General features: G+C 37.8%; 18 protein-coding genes. 14 read left to right on the forward strand and 4 right to left on the reverse strand.

Annotated elements, in window-relative coordinates; genetic code table 11:
* Positions 1-215: 215 nt before the first annotated feature.
* Positions 216-572, reverse strand: a complete 357-nt coding sequence (locus IGK77_RS02920; protein WP_074801552.1) for a winged helix-turn-helix transcriptional regulator — start codon at positions 570-572, stop codon at positions 216-218.
* 204 nt (positions 573-776) lie between these two features.
* Between IGK77_RS02920 and IGK77_RS02925 the strand changes: the two genes are divergently transcribed.
* From IGK77_RS02925 to IGK77_RS02935, 3 genes are all read left to right on the forward strand, one after another.
* Entirely contained in the window at positions 777-1,916 is a 1,140-nt protein-coding gene (locus IGK77_RS02925; RefSeq protein ID WP_062805654.1) for an S-(hydroxymethyl)glutathione dehydrogenase/class III alcohol dehydrogenase, read from the forward strand.
* On the forward strand, positions 1,897-2,739 hold the full coding sequence (fghA, locus tag IGK77_RS02930; RefSeq protein ID WP_074801549.1) for an S-formylglutathione hydrolase: 843 nt from the start codon (positions 1,897-1,899) through the stop codon (positions 2,737-2,739). Before IGK77_RS02925 ends, fghA begins: the two co-directional genes overlap by 20 nt.
* 384 nt (positions 2,740-3,123) lie before the next feature.
* Entirely contained in the window at positions 3,124-3,720 is a 597-nt protein-coding gene (locus tag IGK77_RS02935) for a YitT family protein (RefSeq protein ID WP_074801546.1), read from the forward strand.
* Between the two features lie 28 nt (positions 3,721-3,748).
* Here IGK77_RS02935 and IGK77_RS02940 read toward each other — a convergent pair whose 3' ends face one another.
* Positions 3,749-3,949 (reverse strand): hypothetical protein, encoded by a 201-nt coding sequence (locus IGK77_RS02940; RefSeq protein ID WP_074801543.1) that lies wholly within the window; start codon positions 3,947-3,949, stop codon positions 3,749-3,751.
* Positions 3,950-4,578: 629 nt separating this feature from the next.
* Between IGK77_RS02940 and IGK77_RS02945 the strand changes: the two genes are divergently transcribed.
* From IGK77_RS02945 to IGK77_RS02955, 3 genes are all read left to right on the forward strand, one after another.
* A complete protein-coding gene (locus IGK77_RS02945; protein ID WP_074801540.1) occupies positions 4,579-6,321 on the forward strand; it encodes an ABC transporter ATP-binding protein in 1,743 nt (580 codons plus the stop codon).
* Entirely contained in the window at positions 6,302-8,134 is a 1,833-nt protein-coding gene (locus tag IGK77_RS02950) for an ABC transporter ATP-binding protein (protein WP_074801538.1), read from the forward strand. Before IGK77_RS02945 ends, IGK77_RS02950 begins: the two co-directional genes overlap by 20 nt.
* A 192-nt stretch (positions 8,135-8,326) precedes the next feature.
* Positions 8,327-9,220, forward strand: a complete 894-nt coding sequence (locus IGK77_RS02955; protein ID WP_074801535.1) for an Rgg/GadR/MutR family transcriptional regulator — start codon at positions 8,327-8,329, stop codon at positions 9,218-9,220.
* A gap of 136 nt (positions 9,221-9,356) precedes the next feature.
* Here the strand turns inward: IGK77_RS02955 and tnpB are convergent, their stop codons facing one another.
* A complete protein-coding gene (gene tnpB / locus IGK77_RS02960; protein ID WP_077152109.1) occupies positions 9,357-10,505 on the reverse strand; it encodes an IS200/IS605 family element RNA-guided endonuclease TnpB in 1,149 nt (382 codons plus the stop codon).
* 16 nt (positions 10,506-10,521) lie between these two features.
* Positions 10,522-10,926 carry an IS200/IS605 family transposase gene (gene tnpA / locus IGK77_RS02965; RefSeq protein ID WP_019724606.1) on the reverse strand — a complete coding sequence of 135 codons (405 nt, stop codon included), beginning with the start codon at positions 10,924-10,926 and terminating at the stop codon, positions 10,522-10,524.
* Between the two features lie 775 nt (positions 10,927-11,701).
* Between tnpA and IGK77_RS02970 the strand changes: the two genes are divergently transcribed.
* The 8 genes from IGK77_RS02970 to IGK77_RS03005 all read left to right on the forward strand — a co-directional run bounded on the left by IGK77_RS02970 (position 11,702) and on the right by IGK77_RS03005 (position 22,355).
* Positions 11,702-13,813, forward strand: a complete 2,112-nt coding sequence (locus tag IGK77_RS02970) for a BspA family leucine-rich repeat surface protein (RefSeq protein ID WP_074802038.1) — start codon at positions 11,702-11,704, stop codon at positions 13,811-13,813.
* A gap of 53 nt (positions 13,814-13,866) precedes the next feature.
* Positions 13,867-14,367: a hypothetical protein gene (locus tag IGK77_RS02975; RefSeq protein WP_074802040.1), complete on the forward strand. Its 501-nt coding sequence runs from the start codon at positions 13,867-13,869 to the stop codon at positions 14,365-14,367.
* Between the two features lie 38 nt (positions 14,368-14,405).
* Complete coding sequence (locus tag IGK77_RS02980; protein ID WP_074802042.1) at positions 14,406-14,783, forward strand: LPXTG cell wall anchor domain-containing protein; 378 nt, start codon at positions 14,406-14,408, stop codon at positions 14,781-14,783.
* Positions 14,784-15,163: 380 nt separating this feature from the next.
* Positions 15,164-15,754 carry a hypothetical protein gene (locus IGK77_RS02985; RefSeq protein WP_074802045.1) on the forward strand — a complete coding sequence of 197 codons (591 nt, stop codon included), beginning with the start codon at positions 15,164-15,166 and terminating at the stop codon, positions 15,752-15,754.
* 170 nt (positions 15,755-15,924) lie between these two features.
* Positions 15,925-16,953, forward strand: coding sequence for a hypothetical protein (locus IGK77_RS02990; RefSeq protein WP_143073271.1), 1,029 nt, complete (start codon positions 15,925-15,927; stop codon positions 16,951-16,953).
* 636 nt (positions 16,954-17,589) lie between these two features.
* Positions 17,590-19,065 carry a helix-turn-helix domain-containing protein gene (locus IGK77_RS02995; RefSeq protein WP_074802047.1) on the forward strand — a complete coding sequence of 492 codons (1,476 nt, stop codon included), beginning with the start codon at positions 17,590-17,592 and terminating at the stop codon, positions 19,063-19,065.
* 267 nt (positions 19,066-19,332) lie between these two features.
* Positions 19,333-21,804 carry a BspA family leucine-rich repeat surface protein gene (locus tag IGK77_RS03000; RefSeq protein ID WP_074802048.1) on the forward strand — a complete coding sequence of 824 codons (2,472 nt, stop codon included), beginning with the start codon at positions 19,333-19,335 and terminating at the stop codon, positions 21,802-21,804.
* 32 nt (positions 21,805-21,836) lie between these two features.
* On the forward strand, positions 21,837-22,355 hold the full coding sequence (locus IGK77_RS03005; RefSeq protein WP_019722371.1) for a hypothetical protein: 519 nt from the start codon (positions 21,837-21,839) through the stop codon (positions 22,353-22,355).
* Positions 22,356-22,366 lie beyond the last annotated feature (11 nt).

Here is a 22,366-nt window from a genome sequence, read left to right on the forward strand (position 1 = left end):
TGTAGAATAGAGATTTCCTAACTATCTTTTGCTCGTTGGGATAAAACGATAAGTAGGCGCAACACTTTTGATTATTAAGCTTCCCCATTTCCCCATAGAGTCGATAAGGAATTTCCCTCGTTCCAAATATCAGCTTTATGGGGAGTTTTTTTTCAGTGAAAAATTCATCGATTTGATAAAACAATCAATAGTCATTGATGATTTAAATAAGAAAATCAATCTACTGTGTCAGGTGAAAGATCAGCAACGACTTCATAATAATGGTCGCCCCAATCGCATATATGTTGGACGATCGTTGAGAGTTCACGCCCGATCTCGGTCAATTGATACTCTACTTTTGGCGGGACTACGGGATAGACTTTACGTGTGAGTAAATGATCGCTTTCTAATTCTCTTAATTGCCGAATCAACATCCGTTGGTTGATATCTGGTAACATTTTTTCGATCTCACTTAGTCGCAAAATTGGTTGTTGTAAAAAACACCAAATCAAGACGATCTTGTATTTTCCACTCAGGACATGCATGGCTAAGTCTTTTGTATTGGTAAACTCTTTTTCATGGTATTGATACATAAAGGACCTCACTTTGATTTATTTATTCGACAGCAATAGTTGCTATTATACAAAGCTCACCAATGGAAGTAAAGAAATTGAGGATACTGACAAGTTTGTCAGTTTTGTTTCTCAACACAGCCTATGATACGATGAAGTGGAAAGATTGCGGATTCGCTCAATAACTAAGAACCAGACGAGCGGAATAAGAAAGAAGGAAGAAAAATGAAAAGTAGAGCTGCCGTAGCATTTGAACCAGGAAAACCGTTAGAAATCGTTGAAATCGATGTTGCTGATCCTAAACCGACGGAAGTCATGGTAAAAATTTTGTACACTTCTGTCTGTCATACAGATGCGTTTACCTTATCAGGGGAAGATCCAGAAGGTGTTTTTCCTGCGGTCTTAGGTCATGAAGGCGCCGGTATCGTTGTCAAAGTTGGGGATGATGTGTCTTCTGTTGAAGTGGGGGACCATGTGATTCCATTGTATACACCTGAATGTGGGAAGTGTGAGTTTTGCTTGTCAGGAAAAACCAATCTATGCTCTGCTGTCCGTGAAACGCAAGGAAAAGGTCTAATGCCAGATGGTACGACCCGTTTTTCTTACAAAGGCGAACCGATTTATCACTATATGGGTACGAGTACGTTTAGTGAGTATACTGTCGTCAATGAAATTAATTTGGTGAAAATCACAGAGGATGCTCCTCTAGATACCGTTCCTCTATTAGGGTGTGGTGTAACAACAGGATTAGGCGCCGTGGAAAACACTGCAAAAGTCGAAGAAGGTGCTGTCACAGCTGTCTTTGGACTAGGAGCGATTGGTTTAGCAGTAATCCAAGGCTTGAAAAAAGCCAATGCTAAACGAATCATTGCAATCGATATGAACCCTGAAAAATGGCCGTTAGCTAAAAAAATGGGCGCAACGGACTTTGTTGATCCTAAAACACACGATCGTCCGATCCAAGAAGTCATCGTAGAAATGACCCAAGGTGGCGTAGATTATAGTTTTGAGTGTATTGGCAATGTGGAAGTGATGCGTTCCGCGCTTGAAGCATGTCACAAAGGCTGGGGCGAAAGCATCATTATCGGTGTAGCCGGAGCTGGAAAAGAAATCCACACGCGTCCGTTTCAACTAGTGACTGGTCGTGTCTGGCGTGGTTCTGCCTTTGGCGGTGTCAAAGGGCGAAGCCAATTGCCAGGTATGGTGGAAGATTACTTGAACGGTGGAATCGATTTAGATTCATTCATCACCCATCGTTTGGATTTTACACAAATCAATGAATCACTTGAATTATTGCATCGTGGTGAATCGATTCGCACCATGCTTACTTATGGAGGTGACACGGATGGAACTACAGAAAATTGAAACACATCGGTCGTTTGGCGGGCAACAAATCAAATACCGTCACCTGTCAGAAACGCTACATTGTGAGATGACATTCAGCGTGTATTTACCAGAAACGACCGTTGAAAACCAAGAAATCCCACTCATTTGGTGGTTAGCTGGTTTAACAAGTACAGATGATAATTTTAGTATCAAAGGGGGATTCCAACGCTATGCAGCAGAACAGCAAATCGCCTTCGTCATGCCGGACACATCGCCTCGGGGAGCTGTTGCTGACAGTGAAGATTGGGATCTCGGTCAAGGGGCTGGCTTTTACTTGAATGCCACACAAGAACCTTGGAAGAAAGACTTCCAAATGTACGACTACCTCACGAAAGAGCTGACTGAGATCATCTACTCCTTGATCCCAAATCTTTCTGGAAAAGAAAGTATCATGGGTCATTCCATGGGTGGGCATGGTTCGTTAGTGATCGGTCTGAAAAATCCAGCACGCTTTGCTTCGATCTCTGCTTTTGCACCAATTTCGAACCCCTCGAACGTACCATGGGGACAAAAAGCATTCACCGCTTATCTAGGTGCTGACCAAGCGACATGGAGTGAATGGGATGCCACTGAGCTGATCAAAAAAGAAACAACCAGTCAACCGCCTATCCTGATCACACAAGGAACGGCTGATCCATTCTATGAAGTCCAGCTCAATGAAGAAGCTTTTTTAACAGCAGCAGAATCAGCGAAACACGAAGTTTTCTACCAAAAAGAAGAAGGCTATGATCATAGCTACTTCACCATTGCTACATTTGTAGAACAACATATTGCTTTTCATGCAACCTATCTGAAACAGTGAAAAGATCATTGTAAGAAATGGAATATGAGTCAGATGAACGAGCAACTAACTGGAAAATCTGAAGAAGACAGAAAGATGCAACTATAAGCAATAAGCAGTGAAACCTGAAAATGTTTTTTGAGAGATACCTCTTTAGTTTGACTAGATCGTGCACAGAGCCACGAAAGCCAATTAGTGAAAGGAGTTCTGCCGGATACTAGTTTCAACTGTTTATAGCGGTGTAATTTTGTGAGTCAAAATTAAAAAATAAAATTAACAGGTTTACTTTTTAAAATAGATGTGTTAACTTAATTAAAGTTTCGGAGGATCCAAAGGGATTAGATAAGAATATTCTTATCTAATCCCTTTTTGTGTTCTTACATTAAAAAATATTAGGAGGCGCATATGAAAAATCTATTCAAATATTTAATGATTACTTTGGGGCTGTTGATACTATCAATTAGTATCAATATGTTTTTTGGCCCACATTATATTGCTGCAGGAGGAACGAGTGGTTTAGGAATATTACTTGAATACCTTGTTCAAGTAGATCGTTCACTCATCGTGCTTGCGCTAAATTCAGTTATGTTGCTATTAGCAATCATTTATTTAGGTAAACAAGTATTTATGAAAGTTTTATATGGCAGCTTAGTTCTACCGTTATTGTTAACTTATGTACCTAAAATAATGTTTACTGAAAATAAAATTTTATCGATCGTTTTGGGGAGTCTAATTTTTTCTGTAGGTATGTCCATTGTTTATTCACAAAATTCTTCTAGTGGAGGAACGTCCATTCCACCGATAATTTTAAAAAAATATTTCAATATAAAACTCTCTACAGGCTTGTTTTTCATAGATGGTATAGTCATACTGCTAAATTGGAGTATTTTTGGTTTTGATCAATTTTTACTTGCCTTGACTTCAAATATTCTAGTTTTTCTAACGATGAACCTATTCTCTAAGATATCCTATAAATCTATTGAGAATAGACAAACTTCTTAGAGGTAGATAATTTAGTTATTCTTGGAGCTTAGGAGATGCTGTAACGCTCTTTGACAATTTCGAGTGGCTCACCAAAGCGTTCAGCGATTTCCGGAAGGCTCAACCCTTGCGCATATAGACGATTGAAGACACCTTGAATGCTTTCTGAAACTTCAACGATATGTTTATCGTAGTCGTAAAAACGAAACACTTTTTGTCCCCAGTTATAGGTCAATGTATCGTGGATCACTTCGATTTCTGAATCAAAAGTAGCTTATGAGAAATGAATATAAAAATCAAAGAGACAAATAGAGATGGAGTCCATTTTAACGGCACGAATGAGTGTATTTTCTAAGAAAAAAATATGTATGATTATGACCAAGGAAGACAGTAAAAACCTAGGATAGATACCACAGTGATCTCTGGTTCTTATCCTAGGTTTTTGACTATTTTAACTAGTATCGAGTTTTTTAGTTTTAAGATCGGTTTACGTAAATGGATCGATAATAATTGAATCACGTAGGAGATAATACCTACTTCTTTCTTTACAGTAAGCCAATTTGTAGGGAAAACGATTATTTTTATTTTGTCATCAACACTAGATATTATAGAAGCGAAAAGCTGTAATAAGTATCTATAAGAGCTTGTCACATTTTTTTCTTTTTATCCTATAAACAGTTTTCTAGTTGTGCATTCCTTCATTTCTATTTCAACATTTTCTTCTAAAAACCTCCCATCTATGCCCTTTCCTCTCCACGTGAAAAAACATGTTGAATAACCGTTGACTCTCCTATTATGGGAGACTGTATACTTATTTTTGTACTATTACACAAGAAGAAAAAAAGGTTTGAAAATGAAAGAAGTAAAGGAGAGATCAACGTGCTAAAACTATTTAAAACGGCACATTTAAGTAAATTGAAGGTAGGTTTATTACTACTTTTCATCACACTACAAATGTTGGGAACATTATATTTACCTACCTTGACGGCTAATATCATCAATGAAGGTGTGGTCATGCAAGATATGGATTATGTCCAAACGACGGGGGTTATTATGTTGGGGGTTGCGATACTGACAGGTATTTTTTCTATTTTAGCCACGTATTACTCAGCTGAGATTGCGACGACTTTTTCTAAAAATATCCGCGATCGTTTGTTCAAGCATACACAACAGTTATCGTATCAAGATTTCAAGCATTTTAGCGGTTCTTCGTTGATCACACGAGCAACTAATGATATCGAGCAGTTGCAGTCGACGATCAGCATGTTTTTTGAAACGATGATTCCTGCGCCTTTTGTAATGATCGTTGGATTGATATTGGCTTACATACGAGATGGTTATATGGCGTTGATCATTTTGATCACAGCTATTCTGTTCACGATTGTCTTCGGCTGGGTCACTTTGAAGATTTTTCCCCTTTTTGAGAAAACACAAGTGGGATTGGATAAAATCAATGGGATCGTCGGACAATATTTGTCAGGTATTCGAGTGGTGAGAGCCTTCAATCGGACAAAACTTGAGAAGGAACGTATGGATGCTTCGTTTGTTGATTTTGCGAATTTAAATATCAAAATCAATCGACTGTTTGCAGTGATGATGCCGATCGTGATGTTGGTCATGTCCCTTTCTACAGTGGCAATCATGTGGTTTGGTGCGATGAGAGTGGATTCAGGAAACATGGCGATCGGTGATATCATGGCGATCATTGAGTATGCAATGAATATCTTGATGTATCTATTGATGGCTGTTTTTTCAGCAATCAATTTGCCAAGAGCAAAAGTATGTGCCAATCGTATTCTTGAAGTTTTAGATTATCGACCTGAAATCACTGACGGTGGGGCGCATTTGAATGGTCATTATGATGTACGCTTAGAATTTAAAAATGTCAGCTTTTCTTATCGTGATGCGGAAAGTCCAGTATTGCAAAATATTGATTTTGTTTGTGAGAAAGGAACGACAACGGCAATCATTGGTGGAACAGGCTCTGGGAAAAGTACGGTGGCGAAATTGATTCCACGGTTGTTAGAAGCTTCGGGTGGCGAAATTATCTTAAATGGTATGGATGTCAAAGACCTATCACAAGAAGAGTTGCGTAGCAAAATTGGGTTTGTCCCACAAAAAGCTTTCTTATTCAGTGGAACGATCGCTGATAATTTAAAGCATGGTCATCCACAAGCTTCATTAAAAGATATGGAACAGGCAGCCACGATTGCTCAAGCAGAAAGTTTTATCAATGAGCTTCCAGAAAAATATGAATCAAACGTTGTGCAAGGTGGGAAAAACTTCTCTGGTGGTCAGCGACAGCGGTTGTCAATTGCACGGATGATCATGAAAAAACCAGCAATCTATGTTTTCGATGATAGTTTTTCTGCATTGGATTATCAAACAGATGCTGCATTGAGACGCTCGTTGAAAGAAGTCACAAAGAAATCGGTGATGGTCGTTATTGCACAACGAATCACTTCAATAAAAGAAGCGGATCAAATCATCGTTTTAGATGAAGGTAAGGTTGTTGGAAAAGGAACACACAGAGAGTTATTAGAAAATTGCAGTGCCTATTTTGAGATCGCAAAATCTCAACTGAGTGAGGAGGAGCTGGAAAATGAGCTCAGAGAACAATAATACGTATGACGTGATGGATAGCGGAGGAGGAATCTCGGTCGATCATGCGAAAAATAGTAAAAAAACGTTATGGCGCATGATCAAAGCATTGGCACCACAAAAATGGCTAATGCTGATTGCTTTTCTGTTTGCTACTTTAGGTGTGCTGCTGAATCTATGGGCACCCAATATATTTGCTGATGCGATCAATATCATCTTTGAAGGTGTGGCGTTGTCATTTAGCGAGGGTACAGCGATTTCGATCGATTTTGGACGGTTATCTGAAGTTATTTTACTGTTGATAGGGGTTTATCTTTTCAGTTCGATCTTCTCCTATTTTCAAGAGTATGCGATGGCTTCAGTATCTCAAAAATTAGTGTTGTCTTTGAGGGAACAGGTCAGTGAAAAGTTAACAAAGGTTCCTTTGAACTTCTATGATACCAATCAAAAAGGACAGATTTTAAGTCGTGTCACCAATGATTTAGAGCGTGTGAATGAAATTTTAAGGGATGCGATCATGCGCTTATTCACCTCAGCAATCACCATTGTTGGAGCGGTCATTTTGATGCTTCGCATTGATCGAACGTTGACGTTGATTGGCGTTGGAGCAATAGTGATCGGGTTAGTCATCACCATGCTTGTGGGGATAAAAAGTAATAAGATTTTTACAGATCGTCAACGTTCTGTTGGGATTTTTAATACCAAGATTGAAGAATATTTTTCAGGACAGGTAGAAATCAAGGCATTTAATTTAGAGCATGAAGTCATCGGACAAACAAAAAATTCGATTGATCAGTTGTATCGAGATGATAAGAAAGCACAATTCATCATGTTTGCAATCATGCCGATCATCCGATTATTCAACCAAATCGGTTATGTCATGATTGCTGGATTAGGAGCTATCTTTGTTATCCGAGGTCGCATCTCTATTGGTCAAATTTTATCTTTTTTCCAGTATATCCAGATGTCCCAAGAGCCTTTGACTGAAGCTTCATTTTTATTCAACTCACTACAATCTGCTATTGCTTCCGCGGAACGAGTGTTTGAGATCATCGATGAAGAGGAAATGGAAAAAGATAGTCAAGTAAACAGTAGGATCAAAGCACCAAAAGGGAATATCTCTTTTGAGAATGTTCAATTTGGCTATGGGAAAGAACTATTGATGGATGGAGTGGATTTTGAAGTAAAAGCTGGGCAAAAGGTGGCGATTGTTGGCCCAACCGGTGCTGGGAAAACAACGTTGATCAATTTGTTGATGCGGTTTTATGAGACAACTTCCGGATCGATCAAAGTGGATGGCGTGGACACAAAAAAAATGAGTCGCCATTATCTACGTTCGTTGTTTGGAATGGTTCTTCAAGATTCATGGATGTTTGAAGGAACAGTCAGTGAGAATATTGCTTATGGGCGTCATCGTGCCTCGAAATCTGAGATCGTAGATGCCGCAAGAATGGCACGAGCGGATCATTTTATTCGAACGTTACCTAATGGCTACGATACAGTCATGAATGATGAGAATGCCTCTTTATCTCAAGGGGAAAAACAGCTGCTGTGTATTGCACGAGCAATATTGACCAATCCGCCAATCCTGTTATTGGATGAAGCGACATCGAGTATTGATACGAGAACAGAATTAGAGATCCAAAAAGCGATGGATCATCTGATGAAAGGGAAGACTAGTTTCGTTATTGCTCATCGTCTTTCGACAATTAAAAATGCCGATGTGATTTTAGTCATGAAAGAAGGAAATGTTGTTGAGGTTGGCGATCATGAAACGCTGTTGCAAAAAGACGGTATGTATAGTGAACTATATAATAGCCAGTTTGCCTCGTAGAAACGAAAATGAAGCTGTCATTTACAAAAATTGAGTTTTGTAGATGATAGCTTTTTATTGTCTAATCATTGCTTTTGAACATCTGCATTCGTGTTTTTTAGCTAAATTAATTGTGTCTTTCTATTAATTTTATAATATAATAGAATGAGATTATAGTGAATTTTATATTAAAAAAAATTAAGAGGTGTGTGGATGAAAAATTATGGAGAGACCATTAAAGCGATACGCAAAGCGAAAGGAATGCTACTAAAAGAATTAGTGGATGAACAACTATCTATTTCTTTGCTATCTCAATTTGAAAATGGTCGGCTATCTATTTCTTGTGAAAGGTTCCATCTTATATTATCAAAGTTAGAAGTGAAATTTGAAGAATTTATTGTGTTACATTCTGAAAGTCCACATTCACCATTGCACGTGGAAATTAGTAAGTATATGCGCGCAGCAAATGTGACTTCATTAAAAGAATTAGAAAAACTAAAAACGAACTACCAAGAATTACTAACCTACTATCATCATAATTATTCATTGGAGCTGGATCATTTTTTACAATTGATCCGTTTCAATTATGAGACAAAAAAATCTTTTTTCAATGGTGTCTCGATGCTTGATGCCAGTTCGACACACAGTCATCTTCTAGATTCAGCAAAGCAATATTTAGCTGATGCTACTACATGGGGAGTGTATGAATTAAAATTGTTTTCTCGCATCGCCGTTTCAATGGAACCTGAACTTTTATGGCAGTATGTAAAAATGGCAAATGATAAAAGTGAACGATTTGAAAAAGTACCAGGCAACAAAGATATTTTGTATCAAACGTTTATCACCATTTTTTCCGTTTTTTGTTTATTCGGTGAAGCGGACTATGCAACGAAACTTTTTGATCTTTGGAAAAGCCGTGTCATTGGTGAGGAACATATTGAACAGGCTGTTCTTTTACCCTTTTATGAGGGGTGCTTAGCACAGTTGAAACACGACAAGGAGCAAGCAATTGAACTGATGGATCGCACCTTAACGACATTAGAGAATCTAGGTTTATCAAAGATCGCACATGATTATGCAGAAGTGAACTACTCACCACTTAGCTAAACCTACCGGTTTTTAACGCTTGAAGTGGGAGCTTCTTGGGAATAGAGCATACTTGCAAGCGTATTTCTTTACTCACAGCGGTTTCTCTTATTTACCAAGCTATCCCCGTAGTTCCTACGGTTTTTGATGATTGGATCTAAGCTAATCCCATAGAATGTAGTCTTAGACCTTCGGTCAGAATATTGATACTAGCATTGATATCTCGGTCATGATGAACATGACAAACAGGACAAGTCCATTCTCGAATTTCTAGAGATTTCTTGCCGTCTTTGTGTCCACAATTCGAACAGATTTGACTAGATGGGAACCACTTATCCACTTCGATAATTTTTCGACCGTACCAGTCAGCTTTGTATTGTAACCTAGTCACAAAACTAGACCATGAAACATCCGAAATACTTTTTGCTAGTTTATGATTACGCAACATACCTTTTGTATTTAAGTCTTCTATACAGATCATATCGTGATTTTTGATAATCTCTGTGCTCAACTTGTTTAGAAAGTCATTGCGTTGATTCATTACTTTTTCATGTAGTCGTGCTATTTTACGTTTTTGTTTTTGATAATTTCTAGCTTCAAACAGATTGATACCTTTTTGTTTAGCTAATAATGCACGTCTTGACAACTTACGTTGTTCACGTTTTAGTTTTTTTGACATTTTTGACGTGAATTTATTGTTATCAATCTTTTGACCATTAGAAAGGATTGCAAAATCAGTTATACCAAGGTCAATTCCAATAGCGGAATTAGTTTTAGGAAGCTCAGCTATTTCTTCTTTACACAATAAAGAAATATAATATTTACCGCTAGAATGACGTGATATTGTAGCGGATTTGATCAGACCTTTAGGTTGTCTATGGAGCGTAATTTTAACTAACGACTTCAACTTAGGAAGTTTGACAAATTGATTATCAATCAAAGCAATTGTTCCATTTTGATTGTTAGTCGTATAGCTTTGAACTGGATTTTTCTTGCTTTTGAAACGAGGAAATCCGGCGGACTTATCGCGAAAGAAGTTCTTATACGCCTTATCTAGGTTGAGTTGTGCATTTGCTAAAGCAAGACTATCCACTTCTTTCAAGAACGGAAAATCTTGCTTATATTTTGCAGGCGTTGGAAAACTCATTTTTTTAGAGGAATTTTTCCTAGTTTCTTTATAAGCTTTCATTCGGTCATCAAGCATTAGATTGTAGACCTTACGGACACAGCCAAAAGACTTAGCAAAGAAGGTTTCTTGTTCTTCTGTTGGATAGATTCTAAATTTATATGCTTTTAGTCGCTCCATAAAGCTCGCCTGCTTTCTATTTATGATTGTTTCCTTGATTTTGAATATATTTCTTAATCACATCAATTGGTGCTCCACCAGTTGTCAAAAGACAAAAACTTTTTGACCAGAACATTTCTTTCCAAAGAAATTGTTTGATTCTTGGATAATTGCGCTTTATCAAACGTGAACTAGCACTTTTATAGGCATTGATAAATTTTGTCAATTCTGTTTTTGGTTGAGCTTTGAACATAATATGAACGTGGTCTTTATCATGATTCCACTCAACTAAAGTGATATGATACGATTCTGAGATTCTTTCAAAAGTCGCTTTAGCGTAGTTAGATATTTCATTATCAATTACTTGTCTACGATATTTCGTTACTAAAACAAGGTGATAATAAAGAAGAAATACTGAATGGTTATTTGTGTCTAATTCCATGTTATATCAACTCATTTCTTGTATAGACTGATTTTAACATGAGACAAAATAAAAAAGCAATACGCCTTAGTTGTCGGTCTTCGAGTTACCAACGGTAACCCTCATACCGAACGGCATTCATCACCCCCCTATAGAGGATGGGCGACTTCTGCCTAATTCTGTTAAAATCTTATATACTCGAACGTTTTTATTTGGAAATTATTCATTCGATTGAATTAGAAGATAGCTGATATTACGATAGAAAAAGCCTTCAGATCATTCATTGGTCGGAAGGTTTTTTTGATTCAATCCTCGGATAAATGATAAAAAATCAAAAAAAAAATAAATAAAAAAACGAACATCATTTTATGTTGTTTGTAATGATTCTAAAGATAAAACAACCATCAAAAAATTCTATGGTTGTTGTAATGAATTTCCACGTTCTATTCTTAATCATTTATCCTTGCTGAAATAATATTCGAAAACTTCTATTTCAGTATTCTAAAAAATAAATCAGATTAAAAACTATATAGTTGGAATAAAATAACTATTAATTGGTAAACGAATGTGCAAAGGTGATAATTTTAACATGATTAGTACAGATTTTTTTCTGGATCGAGTTAAAATTATAAATAGATTAAAATATAATGTGATGCTACACTTTGTGTATCAACAAAGCGCTTTGTTGTGGTTTTTGTTATTGGTAAATATACCAAACATATTTCTACAGAAAAATAAATCATCTTAATCAATCATCAAATACTATTGGGGTAACAGTTGGAGGAGGGTAAAAATCGTGACGAATAAGTCTATTTTAAAAAAACGTTCATTGATTACATTGACAACGAGTATGATGCTATTTTTACCAGTTGGACAAGTACTAGCAATCGATACTCACACGCCAGATGTTCAATCAGATGGATTAGTGAATGATCAGTTAGTGACTACTAATGAATCAATTGATATAGAAGAATCAACAGTAGCATCCGAGAGTCATCAGGAAACAACTTTGGAAGCAAATCAGGAGGAGGACGAAGGGAATCAAGCAGATGTCTTACCAGTTCAAGAAGCAAGACCAGTAGTGGATCAGCCAGAAATGGAAGAAGAGGGGGCTGATGCACCTAGCGAAATGGGAAAAATCGCACTCCCGCCTGGGATCAATGCGGTATATACAGGTCAAGTTGGTACGATTCCTTGGGTGATTGATGATACGAGGACACTGACATTAGGATCTGGTATTTTTGATGAAGTGAACGATCCCGTAGGAAATTATGAGCAAGATGCTTACTTTAATGCACCCCATTTAGCTGCGTTCATTAATCGCATCGTTTTAACAGGAGACATTCAACTAGTTGGCTCTCAACGTGGAACGAATAATTATACTGATCAAGGTGGTTGGGGAGAACTCGGAGGACGTGGTCGTACGCGAGGTTTTTTTGAAGGAATGCAACAAGTTCAACGTGTTGAGGGGATGCATCATCTTGATACAAGTAATCTGACAGATATGAGTTACATGTTTCATTATTTATCATTAGTTACTGAACTAGACATCACCTCTCTTGATACAAGTAATGTTACATCAATGATGAGCACATTTTCTGGAATGAGAAGGGTCAATCAACTGGATTTTTCTAACTTTGATACGAGTAACGTAGTAAACATGGCGGGTATGTTTCAGTATACAGACACACTTACCGAACTAGATCTATCCAGTTTTAATACAAGTAATGTCACAAATATGAGCTACATGTTTATTTTCATGTTGTCCCTGAAGAACTTGAATATTTCTAGTTTTAATACGAGTAATGTGGCAAGTATGGCGCAAATGTTTAGTGAGTTAGATAATCTATCGACACTAGATCTTAGTCATTTTGATACGAGTAATGTAACCGATATGATGGGGATGTTCATGAATGCTTCGGCACTAACAGAACTCGATTTATCCAATTTTGATACGAGTAAGGTAACGCATATGCAATTGATGTTTTCAGGTTGTGCCAATTTAAGAGAACTTGATCTAGCAAATTTTGATTCCAGAAGCACAGCAGTGTCTACCTTGATGTTTCGCGATGCACCTTTACAAAAATTGACGTTAGGAACGGGTTTCCAATTTCCTGCCAATCATGGGCTGGCTGAACTTGGAGAGACAGATACACATTTTCCTTTCTGGCGAAATGTTGGTGCAGGAACATCTGAACGCCCACGTGGCACCCATGTGTTATCGAGTGCAGACTTAGCAACAACGTATGATGGAACGACTATGGCTGATACATGGGTATGGCAACCGCGGATCTTCTCAAGTCTTACTATTGGAATGGAAGGTCAAGGAACTGTTTCCCAAGATGTCGCAAGTGTTGAGAGTGGTCAAATAATCGATATCAACGCAACAGCTGATGCTGGCTGGCGATTTTCTCATTGGCGTATCGAAAGCGGTGAAGGGACGATTGCAGATGAGAAAGAATCCACGACTACTTTTATGATGGGAGAAGAGCACACTAAATTGGTGGCGGTTTTTGAAGACTTGGGGGAGTTACTATCTGTAAGAATTCCAACATCTGCCGTTTTCAACACTACTTCTTCATCAAACCATCGACAAATCATTTCACCGGACTATGAGATCGGGAATGAATCTCCGTTTGCTATTTCAGTTGATGTAGTCGCACCCACAGAGCTTGAGAACATGGACATCGTTGAAGCATTGAATATAGTGGGGGACGGGAAAGAAAATTTACTGATCCATCATGGTAGTAGCTATCAAACGGAGGCATTTCGATTATTCGATTTAGCGATTGAAGAAGCTAATACTTTCACATTTACAGGTGCAGCTGAAAAATTACCTGAAGGGAGCAGCCATGCAACACCAACTTTCAACCTAGTTCTACGATTCGGGCCAAATCTGTCACATTAGTTCATATTAAGCGAATGGAGCAATAATCTTATCAGAGAAATGGAGAAAGATGAATGGCAAAGAAAAATCAAAAGAAATGGATCGCTTTGGGGTTGCTTCTCTTGGTCATTGGGGGTGTCTTTTTATATTTCAATAATCAAGAAAACGAGCCTGTACCAACCGTCAGTGCAGAGTTGTTACCAGGTTTGAGAGATGCAAGCGACATTGAAATGGCGGAACGAGCGCAAGAGATTGCAGATGCCAATTATTTCACTTTGCAAATTGCCCCTTTTGCTGTGTTTGAGAATGGGGAATCAGAAGGGACGATCGAGATCGTCAATCCGGGGACCAATGTGTATCCGATCGCGGTCGATCTCTTTTTAGCGGAGACAGAAGAAGTGATTTATTCTTCTGGATCGATTCATCCGAATCAACAAATTGTTGGTGCAAAACTAGAGAAACCACTTGAAAAAGGGGAATATCAAGCCATTGCCCGCATCAATATCTATGATCCAGAAACGAATGAACGACAAGGAGTGACAGAAGCAGAGATTGTCATCACGATCAACAATTAAAAACGTTAAATGATCATCTAAAGAAAGGAGGTACATTCATGCGTAAAGTGACACAACTTTTATTGTTTGTAGGAGTTATCTTTCTAACAAGTGCTAGCTACGCTGTTCATGCCTCAGAAAACCAATCATTTTTCAAGCGCGTGGAAGGGCAAATCGGTAGTACGCGCACACCACAAGAACCAGGTACGGGAACAAATACCGGACCAGGGGCAGGTAATGGAACAAGCGGAAATAATAGAGATGTTTTAGTCGTAGACACATCAAAACTACCGAATCGAACACAGAGTAAGCCGGGTTTACTTGCAAACTTACCGAAAACCGGCAGTGAAGGAAATTTATGGATACAGTTAGCTGGAATTCTTTTGATTTTACTAAGTAGCCGATTCCTTTTACTGAAAAAAGAGGAACAAGTTTAAAGACCATCGGAATATTTATAAGAATCATGCAATTTGAACACAATGAACAAGAATCATCGTCTGTATCAACTAGCAGCTTCTATCAAATTCGAGATCGTATGATCCAGCTGGATCATAGCGAATAAACGAAGTGAAGTAGCCACCCGCAACGGTTTGTTTTTTTGGCGGACCATTTATTTTGATCAACAGCCCAGCCTATATCCACCACAAATACCAAAACTCAGTAAATGTTGGTCAAAATAAAATCACTTTTCCTTAGCTGGATAGAAGAAGTCGAAAGTATTGGATAAGATCATCTGAATTGGAAGTGGCTGCTAGCTGATGCGAACGATGATTTCTTGTTTGCCAATCAATCAATAGAACATGGAGGAGAAAATTTGATGAAGAAGTATACGAAGTTATTCGGAACAGTTGCAATGATGGGCACGTTATTAGGTGCAGGTGCTGCTTCTGTCGCAGCCACTACATTTAATGGACAGGCAGATGGAAATATTCCAGTTACAGGTCGTGTTGGTTTAGATAATACCGTCGATCCTGGTGTCAATCCACCAACAAATCCAGATGAAATGATCAACGTAACTGTGCCAACATCGGCGATCTTTTTTACAACCGGTGCATCCGGGCATACCGCGGTTGAATCACCAAGCTACACTGTAACAAATAATTCAGCGTGGGACGTGAATATCAATATCACTGATTTAGCAAATCCAACGAACTTAGATAGTTTATCAGCGTTAGAATTAGCTGTAGTGGGTCAGAATACGACGATTCCAATCGTGACAAATGGAACGGCACTAAGTAATCCAGCAGCATTCATGTCATTGACAAAAAATACAGCTGAAGGTGGAACAGCCCCTGTTGGGACTTTTGGTTTTACAGGAACAGCGATTCCTAATACAAATACGTCAGATGTGATCGTTCCAACGTTTGATATGGTGTTACAATTCCAAGCGGTTGTGCCGACGCCATAATCATCATAGATAACTAGGAAAAAAACGTTTACTCAAATAAATGACTAAAAGATAAGCCATCATCCTCAAAAGTTTGACGAATGATTTTTAAGGAGAGGGCTTATTTTTTGTCACTATTCATTGATAAAGAAGAATCGCCTACTTTTACGTATACAGGAGGAATGAATCAAATGAAAAAAAGAAGCTTCGTCAACATTTTTGTAACGATTTTATTTGCTATTACATTCAGTACTTTTTTTAGTGTCGTCGTACAGGCAGATGAATCACTTTTTAAGCCAAATACTGACCGAGTAGGTGTCTGGTGGTGGGATACGAGTAATTTGAGTTTAGCGCATAGTGAAAGTTATTTAGACTATGCAAAGAACAATGGGATAACAGAGATTTATTTGAATCAAACCAGGTTAAGCGAGGTAAATCCGAGTAACACTTTTGGTCCTTCTGGAACGCTTAATGTAGTTATCCCCACACAAAATTTTATTCAAGCGGCGAGTGACAGGGGGATTAAAGTCTATTTGCTCCTTAGTAATCATGGAACTTGGCTAGACAATCCTAATCGTTTTCATCAATTGATGAAAGGGTATTTAGCGTATCAAAATGTAGCAAAAGATGCACAGTTTGCTGGTGTACATTTGAATGTTGAACCGAATCAATTAAGAGATGGAGCGGGAGATCGTTATTGGGATAAAGGATATGACGTACAAGCAAGAATGATGCAACAGTTGATTGATTTTGCAGTTGATGCAACGGATGCATATGGAGATTACACGACCTTTGACTGGTCGACTGGAATGTGGTGGGATCGTGAACGATATCCAGTAACGTATCGCGGCAAAGAAACGCTACTTTACCGAGCAATGATCGAAGAAGCCAATACGACAGTAGTGATGTCTTTTAGAACGACAGCAAATGCAATTGCAGAGGCTTCTAAAAAACATTTAGCATATGCACGAAATGTTGGGAAACCAATCATTCTTTCAGGCACAGTTTTTTTATCTGGAGAGGAACCAGATAGAGCAGCTAACGCTCAGTTTATTGGATTTGGAAGAGACTATATGCATGCTGAATTGGCAAAGGTACCAGAGTATGCGCTGAAATGGGCAGATGAGGCAAATGGTGGAGCGTCGGAGAAGCAATTAGATGTGCATGTTGCCTTCCATGAAATGATGAGTTGGCGGCATTGGGCGAGAAGGGAGCAATAGTTCATTGAAATGGAAAGTTCCACGTTGATCCCAATAAATTATTTAATCGGATATGAAAAAAATATTCAACATGTCTTTCTCCTACGTATTATCTGACGAAGGAGAAAGATATGTTTTTTTATTTATTGGATTTTTTTGTAAGGTACTAGAGCAAGGAAGACAAAAAACGATAATAGCAAATGGATTTTGAGGGAGATCAAGAACTTGAGTGTATGGATAATAAGCAAAAATACATAAATAAATTGTTATAAATAAGCTGGTTTTATGTAAGGGGTATCAGCTTTTTTGGATCATCCATGGTTAATAACTAATAAGATTGGCCAATTGGCAAAAATAGTCCTTTTTATTTAAAGAATGACTTTGTTGGTAACGCTGTTTATAACAGTAGGATTCATTTGGAATCCTGAAAAAATTATAAAAATGGGTACGAATGATCATTTAGAAAGCGTTGTGTAACTATTGAATAAATCATAACTACCATAAGGTTTAAGAAGCAAAATAGAACGTTAAGATCTGCCACTTTTATATTCGTTTTTTCTCTCAAGGAGAAACAATATAGTTTATCATTCCGATTGGTTGTGTTATTTATATGTAAGTATAAAGAAAAGTGTTCATTTAAAAAATGAGGTGGAAAACTTGAAAGACTTACAATTGGCATTTATCAGTAATCGGACGACTAGCCGTTTGTTTCGAATATTGAGTATGATTGAACGAAGACGATTGTTTACGATTGGAGAAGTGGCCGAAAAAATCCAAGTTACACAACGAACGATTGCCAATGATATCAAGTATATCAAAGACTATTTTGATGATTGTATCAGTTTAGAGTCAGGCAATAGTGGAATCCTTTTTGAAGAAAAAAAAACTTCGATATACCAAGAAAGAAAACAACAATTATTAGAAAATGAATGTTTATTTGAAATTATCGGCAATATTTTTTTAGGGGAATTGTCAAATATCGATGAACTTGCACATTTCTATCATTTTTCTGAGAGTACCTTTCGGCGATTATTGAACCGATCAACCGCAGTTTTAGAGAGTTATGGACTAGAGTGGGTATCTAATCCAGTGTCGATTGAAGGAAGAGAAGCAAATTTACGAAAATTCTTCAAGGATTTTTATTATGAAGGGGTAGAAACCCCCTATACGCTCGTTCCTGATATTGAATTACATGAATTGGTTTTAAAAAAATTAAGCAATAAATTGGGCCAAGATGAGGTTGGATCTGGAACTACGCCAGCAGCCTTTTATTATACTTTTTATATCGCAATCAAACGTGCAGGACTTGGTTTTTCTATAGAGATTCCAAGAAAATTGGCGAAATTAGCATACAAAGCAAAGAATTTCTCTCTCCTTCATTCTTTGAAAGAGGACCTCAAGAAACTTTATAAGGTCGAATTATCAAAAGAAGAATTCGCTTGGATTTATTTAGTCACTATCTGTAAACGTACCCTAGACCATGAAGAATCAGAGAAAAAGTTTTATAAAGATTTTCATGAAGGCACAGAAATTTCTCAACTCACGAATCGATATCTAAAGGAATTTGATTTCCCCCAAAATATTGATCAAAAAATCACAACATTCTTACGTTCGTTTTTTCTCTCTAGAAAAATAAATGATTTGTTATCACCTGTATTAAATAAAGAGGCGATAGAGATAAAAAAAGCAGTTATACGCTCAGATAATGAGAATTATCAGCGGAATTTAGGTTTTTTAAAAAAAGAAAGGAAAAACTACTCTATTTCTTCAAAATACATGGAAGATATAAGTGTGAGTTTAACGATTTATAGTAATTTAATTTTCGATTTTTATTTACCAAGTAAAACAATTTACTTTCTTCTGGAAGGGGATCATTTTGTTTGTCAACAAATTATAACTCGTGTACGCCAACAATTTGGGAGTAAACATACATTAGTTTTTTTACCGCTTTATTATCTAGCAGAAGAAGTATTGAACGCCGCACATATTGATTTGATTGTGACAAACTACAATCGCTATCTTTTAGATTACATCATTGAGAGCGATTTTCTCTTGTTAAAAGCTGTTCCAGATGATCATGATTGGCAACGACTAGAAAGAAAAATAAATCCTTATCGTAAAACCTATAATTAATGTTTTTCTTACAGTTGCTAATAAAAATAGCGACTGTTTTTTTTCATTTATTTCAGACGTTAATGAAATAGATGATTTTATTTCATTAAAAAATCAATGTAATCTTAGTGAAGTAATAAACATGCAAATTGACTTACAGAATTTTTGGGAAAAGAGTTATCTTCGAGCCCACAAGAAATGACAGTTGATAAAAAGAATGTCTAAACGTTGCTCGCTATAAGTTTCTAATAAGAATAATGCAGTAGGTCAAATACTAGGAGGAGTGGTATGAACATAAATACAATTAGCCAAATCGTTGGAAAGTTATTATTGATCATGGCTTTGCTTTTGCACCATCTCCCGTTTCAACTCACTTATGCGGCTGATCAGTCAAGTTCTTCTGATAATCATGAAGTAACAGCGATTTCGGAACATCCAGAAAAGACAGAAGAATCAGAAGAATTAGAAAATAGTAAAGAGGGAAGTAATCGTACGACTGAGTATCGTTTAGAATTAGTTGCAAGTCCACCAGCTGGTGGTAATCCTAGACGAACTGATTCGTCAGGATCGAATGTGGTATGGCTCCAGGTAGGACAGAGCATGGGTAATATGCACGCGTTCCCCAATCCCGGTTACCGATTTTTACGATGGGAAGTCGTTTCAGGTCCAATATTCATATTTAGTCCAAATATCCCAGATCTTGCTGTAAGCCAAAATGGAGCTGGAAACTCTGTGATTCGTGCAGTCTATGAATCGGTTCCAGGTGGGAATATTACTGTAAAGCATGAAGATGAGGCAGGGAATCAATTAGCCAATCCTAGAGTGCTGACTGGGTTAGTTGATCAAACCTACACAACCGAAGCGTTAAGCATTAGTGGTTGGCAATTGAGCAAGACTCACGAAAATGCCTCTGGGACTTTTAGGGTTGAAGAACAAACGGTTGTCTATACTTACGAGCCTAAACAGAATCTATGGGGAACGGTCCCTTGGGAATATGAGAAGGGAACTGAAACAATCACATTATATGGTGGGGAAGCAGGCGCAGTAGCAGATGCACCTTGGAAAACCCATTCTTCAGTTAAGCAAATCATCGTGGAAGATCAAGTAATATTACCAAAAAATTCACGGGCTCTGTTTATAGACTTGCGAAATCTGGAAATAATCGAGAATATTGATAGAATGGATGTTTCAAATGTCGAAAACATGCAGATGATGTTTTCCGGTACATCAAATCTAAGAGAATTAGATTTACGTAATTGGGATACGTCAAATGTCACAGATATGGGTGGCATGTTCCAATCGGCAAGCTCAATCACAGAACTAGATTTAGGTAATTGGAATACCTCCGCTTTAGTTTCTACTGTGTATATGTTCAATGGTGCAACGTCTTTAACAAAATTAGATATCAGTAATTGGGATATAGCAAGAAGCATTTTTGTTTTAGCTATGTTTAATAATACACCTTTAAAGACAATCGTTCTGGGAGAAAAAACGGTTTTCCTAACCGCGTCATCAGTTGGTTCGACAAATTTGCCACAGATTGAAATAACTGATCAATATACAGGACGGTGGGTTTTAGAAGAAAGTTTAACGAGCGAAACGGGGGTTATCGCGTTTGAAAACTCAACCGAGTTTATGAATAACTATGATGGCACTTATCCAGGTACTTACATCTGGGAGCCAGTTCCGCCTGAACAACTCATTGCCAAACTGGACCCTGTGAGTGACCAATCTGTAGCGATTCACGGTCATGCCACAGAATCGGTGGATCATTTGACGATTACCTATAAAAACACAGAAGGAAATACGATTGTTCTTGAAAAAGATTCTCCTCGTATTGTCTGGGGAGACTATCAAGATAACCAACAGAAAGTTCGTTCCTTCCAAATCAATTTAGCAGAAATGGAACGTCTTGAAACGGAGTCAACGGTCGAAATCCAACTGTCAAAGCCTTCTGGGGATACAACTGGGGATGTGACAGAAGAGCAAACAGTCATCAAAGGTATTGATTATCGGAGCAATAACTTTACCTTAGATCGTTCTAAGATCAACGAGTTAGCTACTGTTGAAGCATTACATGCGCTCATTCTCCAAGAAAGTCGTGCGCAAGCAAGAAATATCTTATCTGAAGAAGACATGACCAATGATTTTCGCATCATTGAGACAGATCTTTCGTTAGATAGTAAAGAAGACGGAAGTTACTACGCTATTCTTGAAGTCGGCAATAAAGCATATCAGATGACGATCGGTATCGATCTGACCTCAAAAGTTGAACATTTGCGGGTAACGATCCCTGTCAAAATGATCTTTGAATCATTGTATGACGGAGAAGAATCGAACCGCCAGTTTGAGAGCCAAACCTATGAGATCCACAACCAATCTTCGGTAGCTGTCGATACGTATATCAACCAAGTTGCTATTGATGATCCTGCTGGAATCGTTCTTTTGAAAGAAGGGGAAGATCCACTTGACTATGTAGAAAGTGATGTGGAGGATCCTAGTTATGAGGATATTACGAAGCCATTGTTGCGCTTGAATATTCAAACTCCAGAGGTCAAAAAACAGTTATACGCAACGATGCCAGAGCAACATCTGATTCGTTTATCAGAAGGAGACCGTACACCGCTTTCCTTATCGGGAGAATTTTATGGGGATTATCCACGGTGGGTTGATAATACTGAGATTGAGCAAGGAGGCTATTACGAGAACACGCTCGTGCCTAATTACCGAATCGTGTTAAGATTCGTCCCACGAATTTAAAGAAAAAAATAGTTAACAAGGAGGTGAAGCCATTGGAGGAAACGAACCAAGCACAAAATAAAAATAAGCGTAAATGGCTCTTGTGGTTTTTGTTATTTTCGTTGATTGCCGGTGGTCTTGCCTATTATTTCAATCAATCAAAAGATCAGGTGCCATTGATCAGTGCGGATCTTTTACCAGCAGTTGGTGATGCCTCTGATCAACGCTTGGCGGAACGAGCGCAAGAAGTAGCCGATGCCAATTATTTTACATTACAAATCAATCCAGAAGCCGTTTTTGAGAACGGACAGAGTGAAGGCTCGATCGAGATTGTCAATCCTGGGACGAATGTTTATCCGATCGCAGTTGATATTTCTTTACTCTCTACTGGAGAGTTGATTTATTCTTCGGGTGCCATCCATCCAAACCAATTCGTAGAGAATGTAAAATTGGAAAAACAATTAACTAAAGGAGAGTATCCTGCTAAAGCCACCGTTAATATTTATGATCCTGAAACGAAAGAAAAACAAGGGGTCACTGAGGCGGAAGTAATGATTATCGTTAAAAACTAAAAAAAAGAAAA

Source organism: Enterococcus sp. DIV0806c, assembly GCF_051710905.1.
GTDB lineage: Bacteria > Bacillota > Bacilli > Lactobacillales > Enterococcaceae > Enterococcus_B > Enterococcus_B mundtii.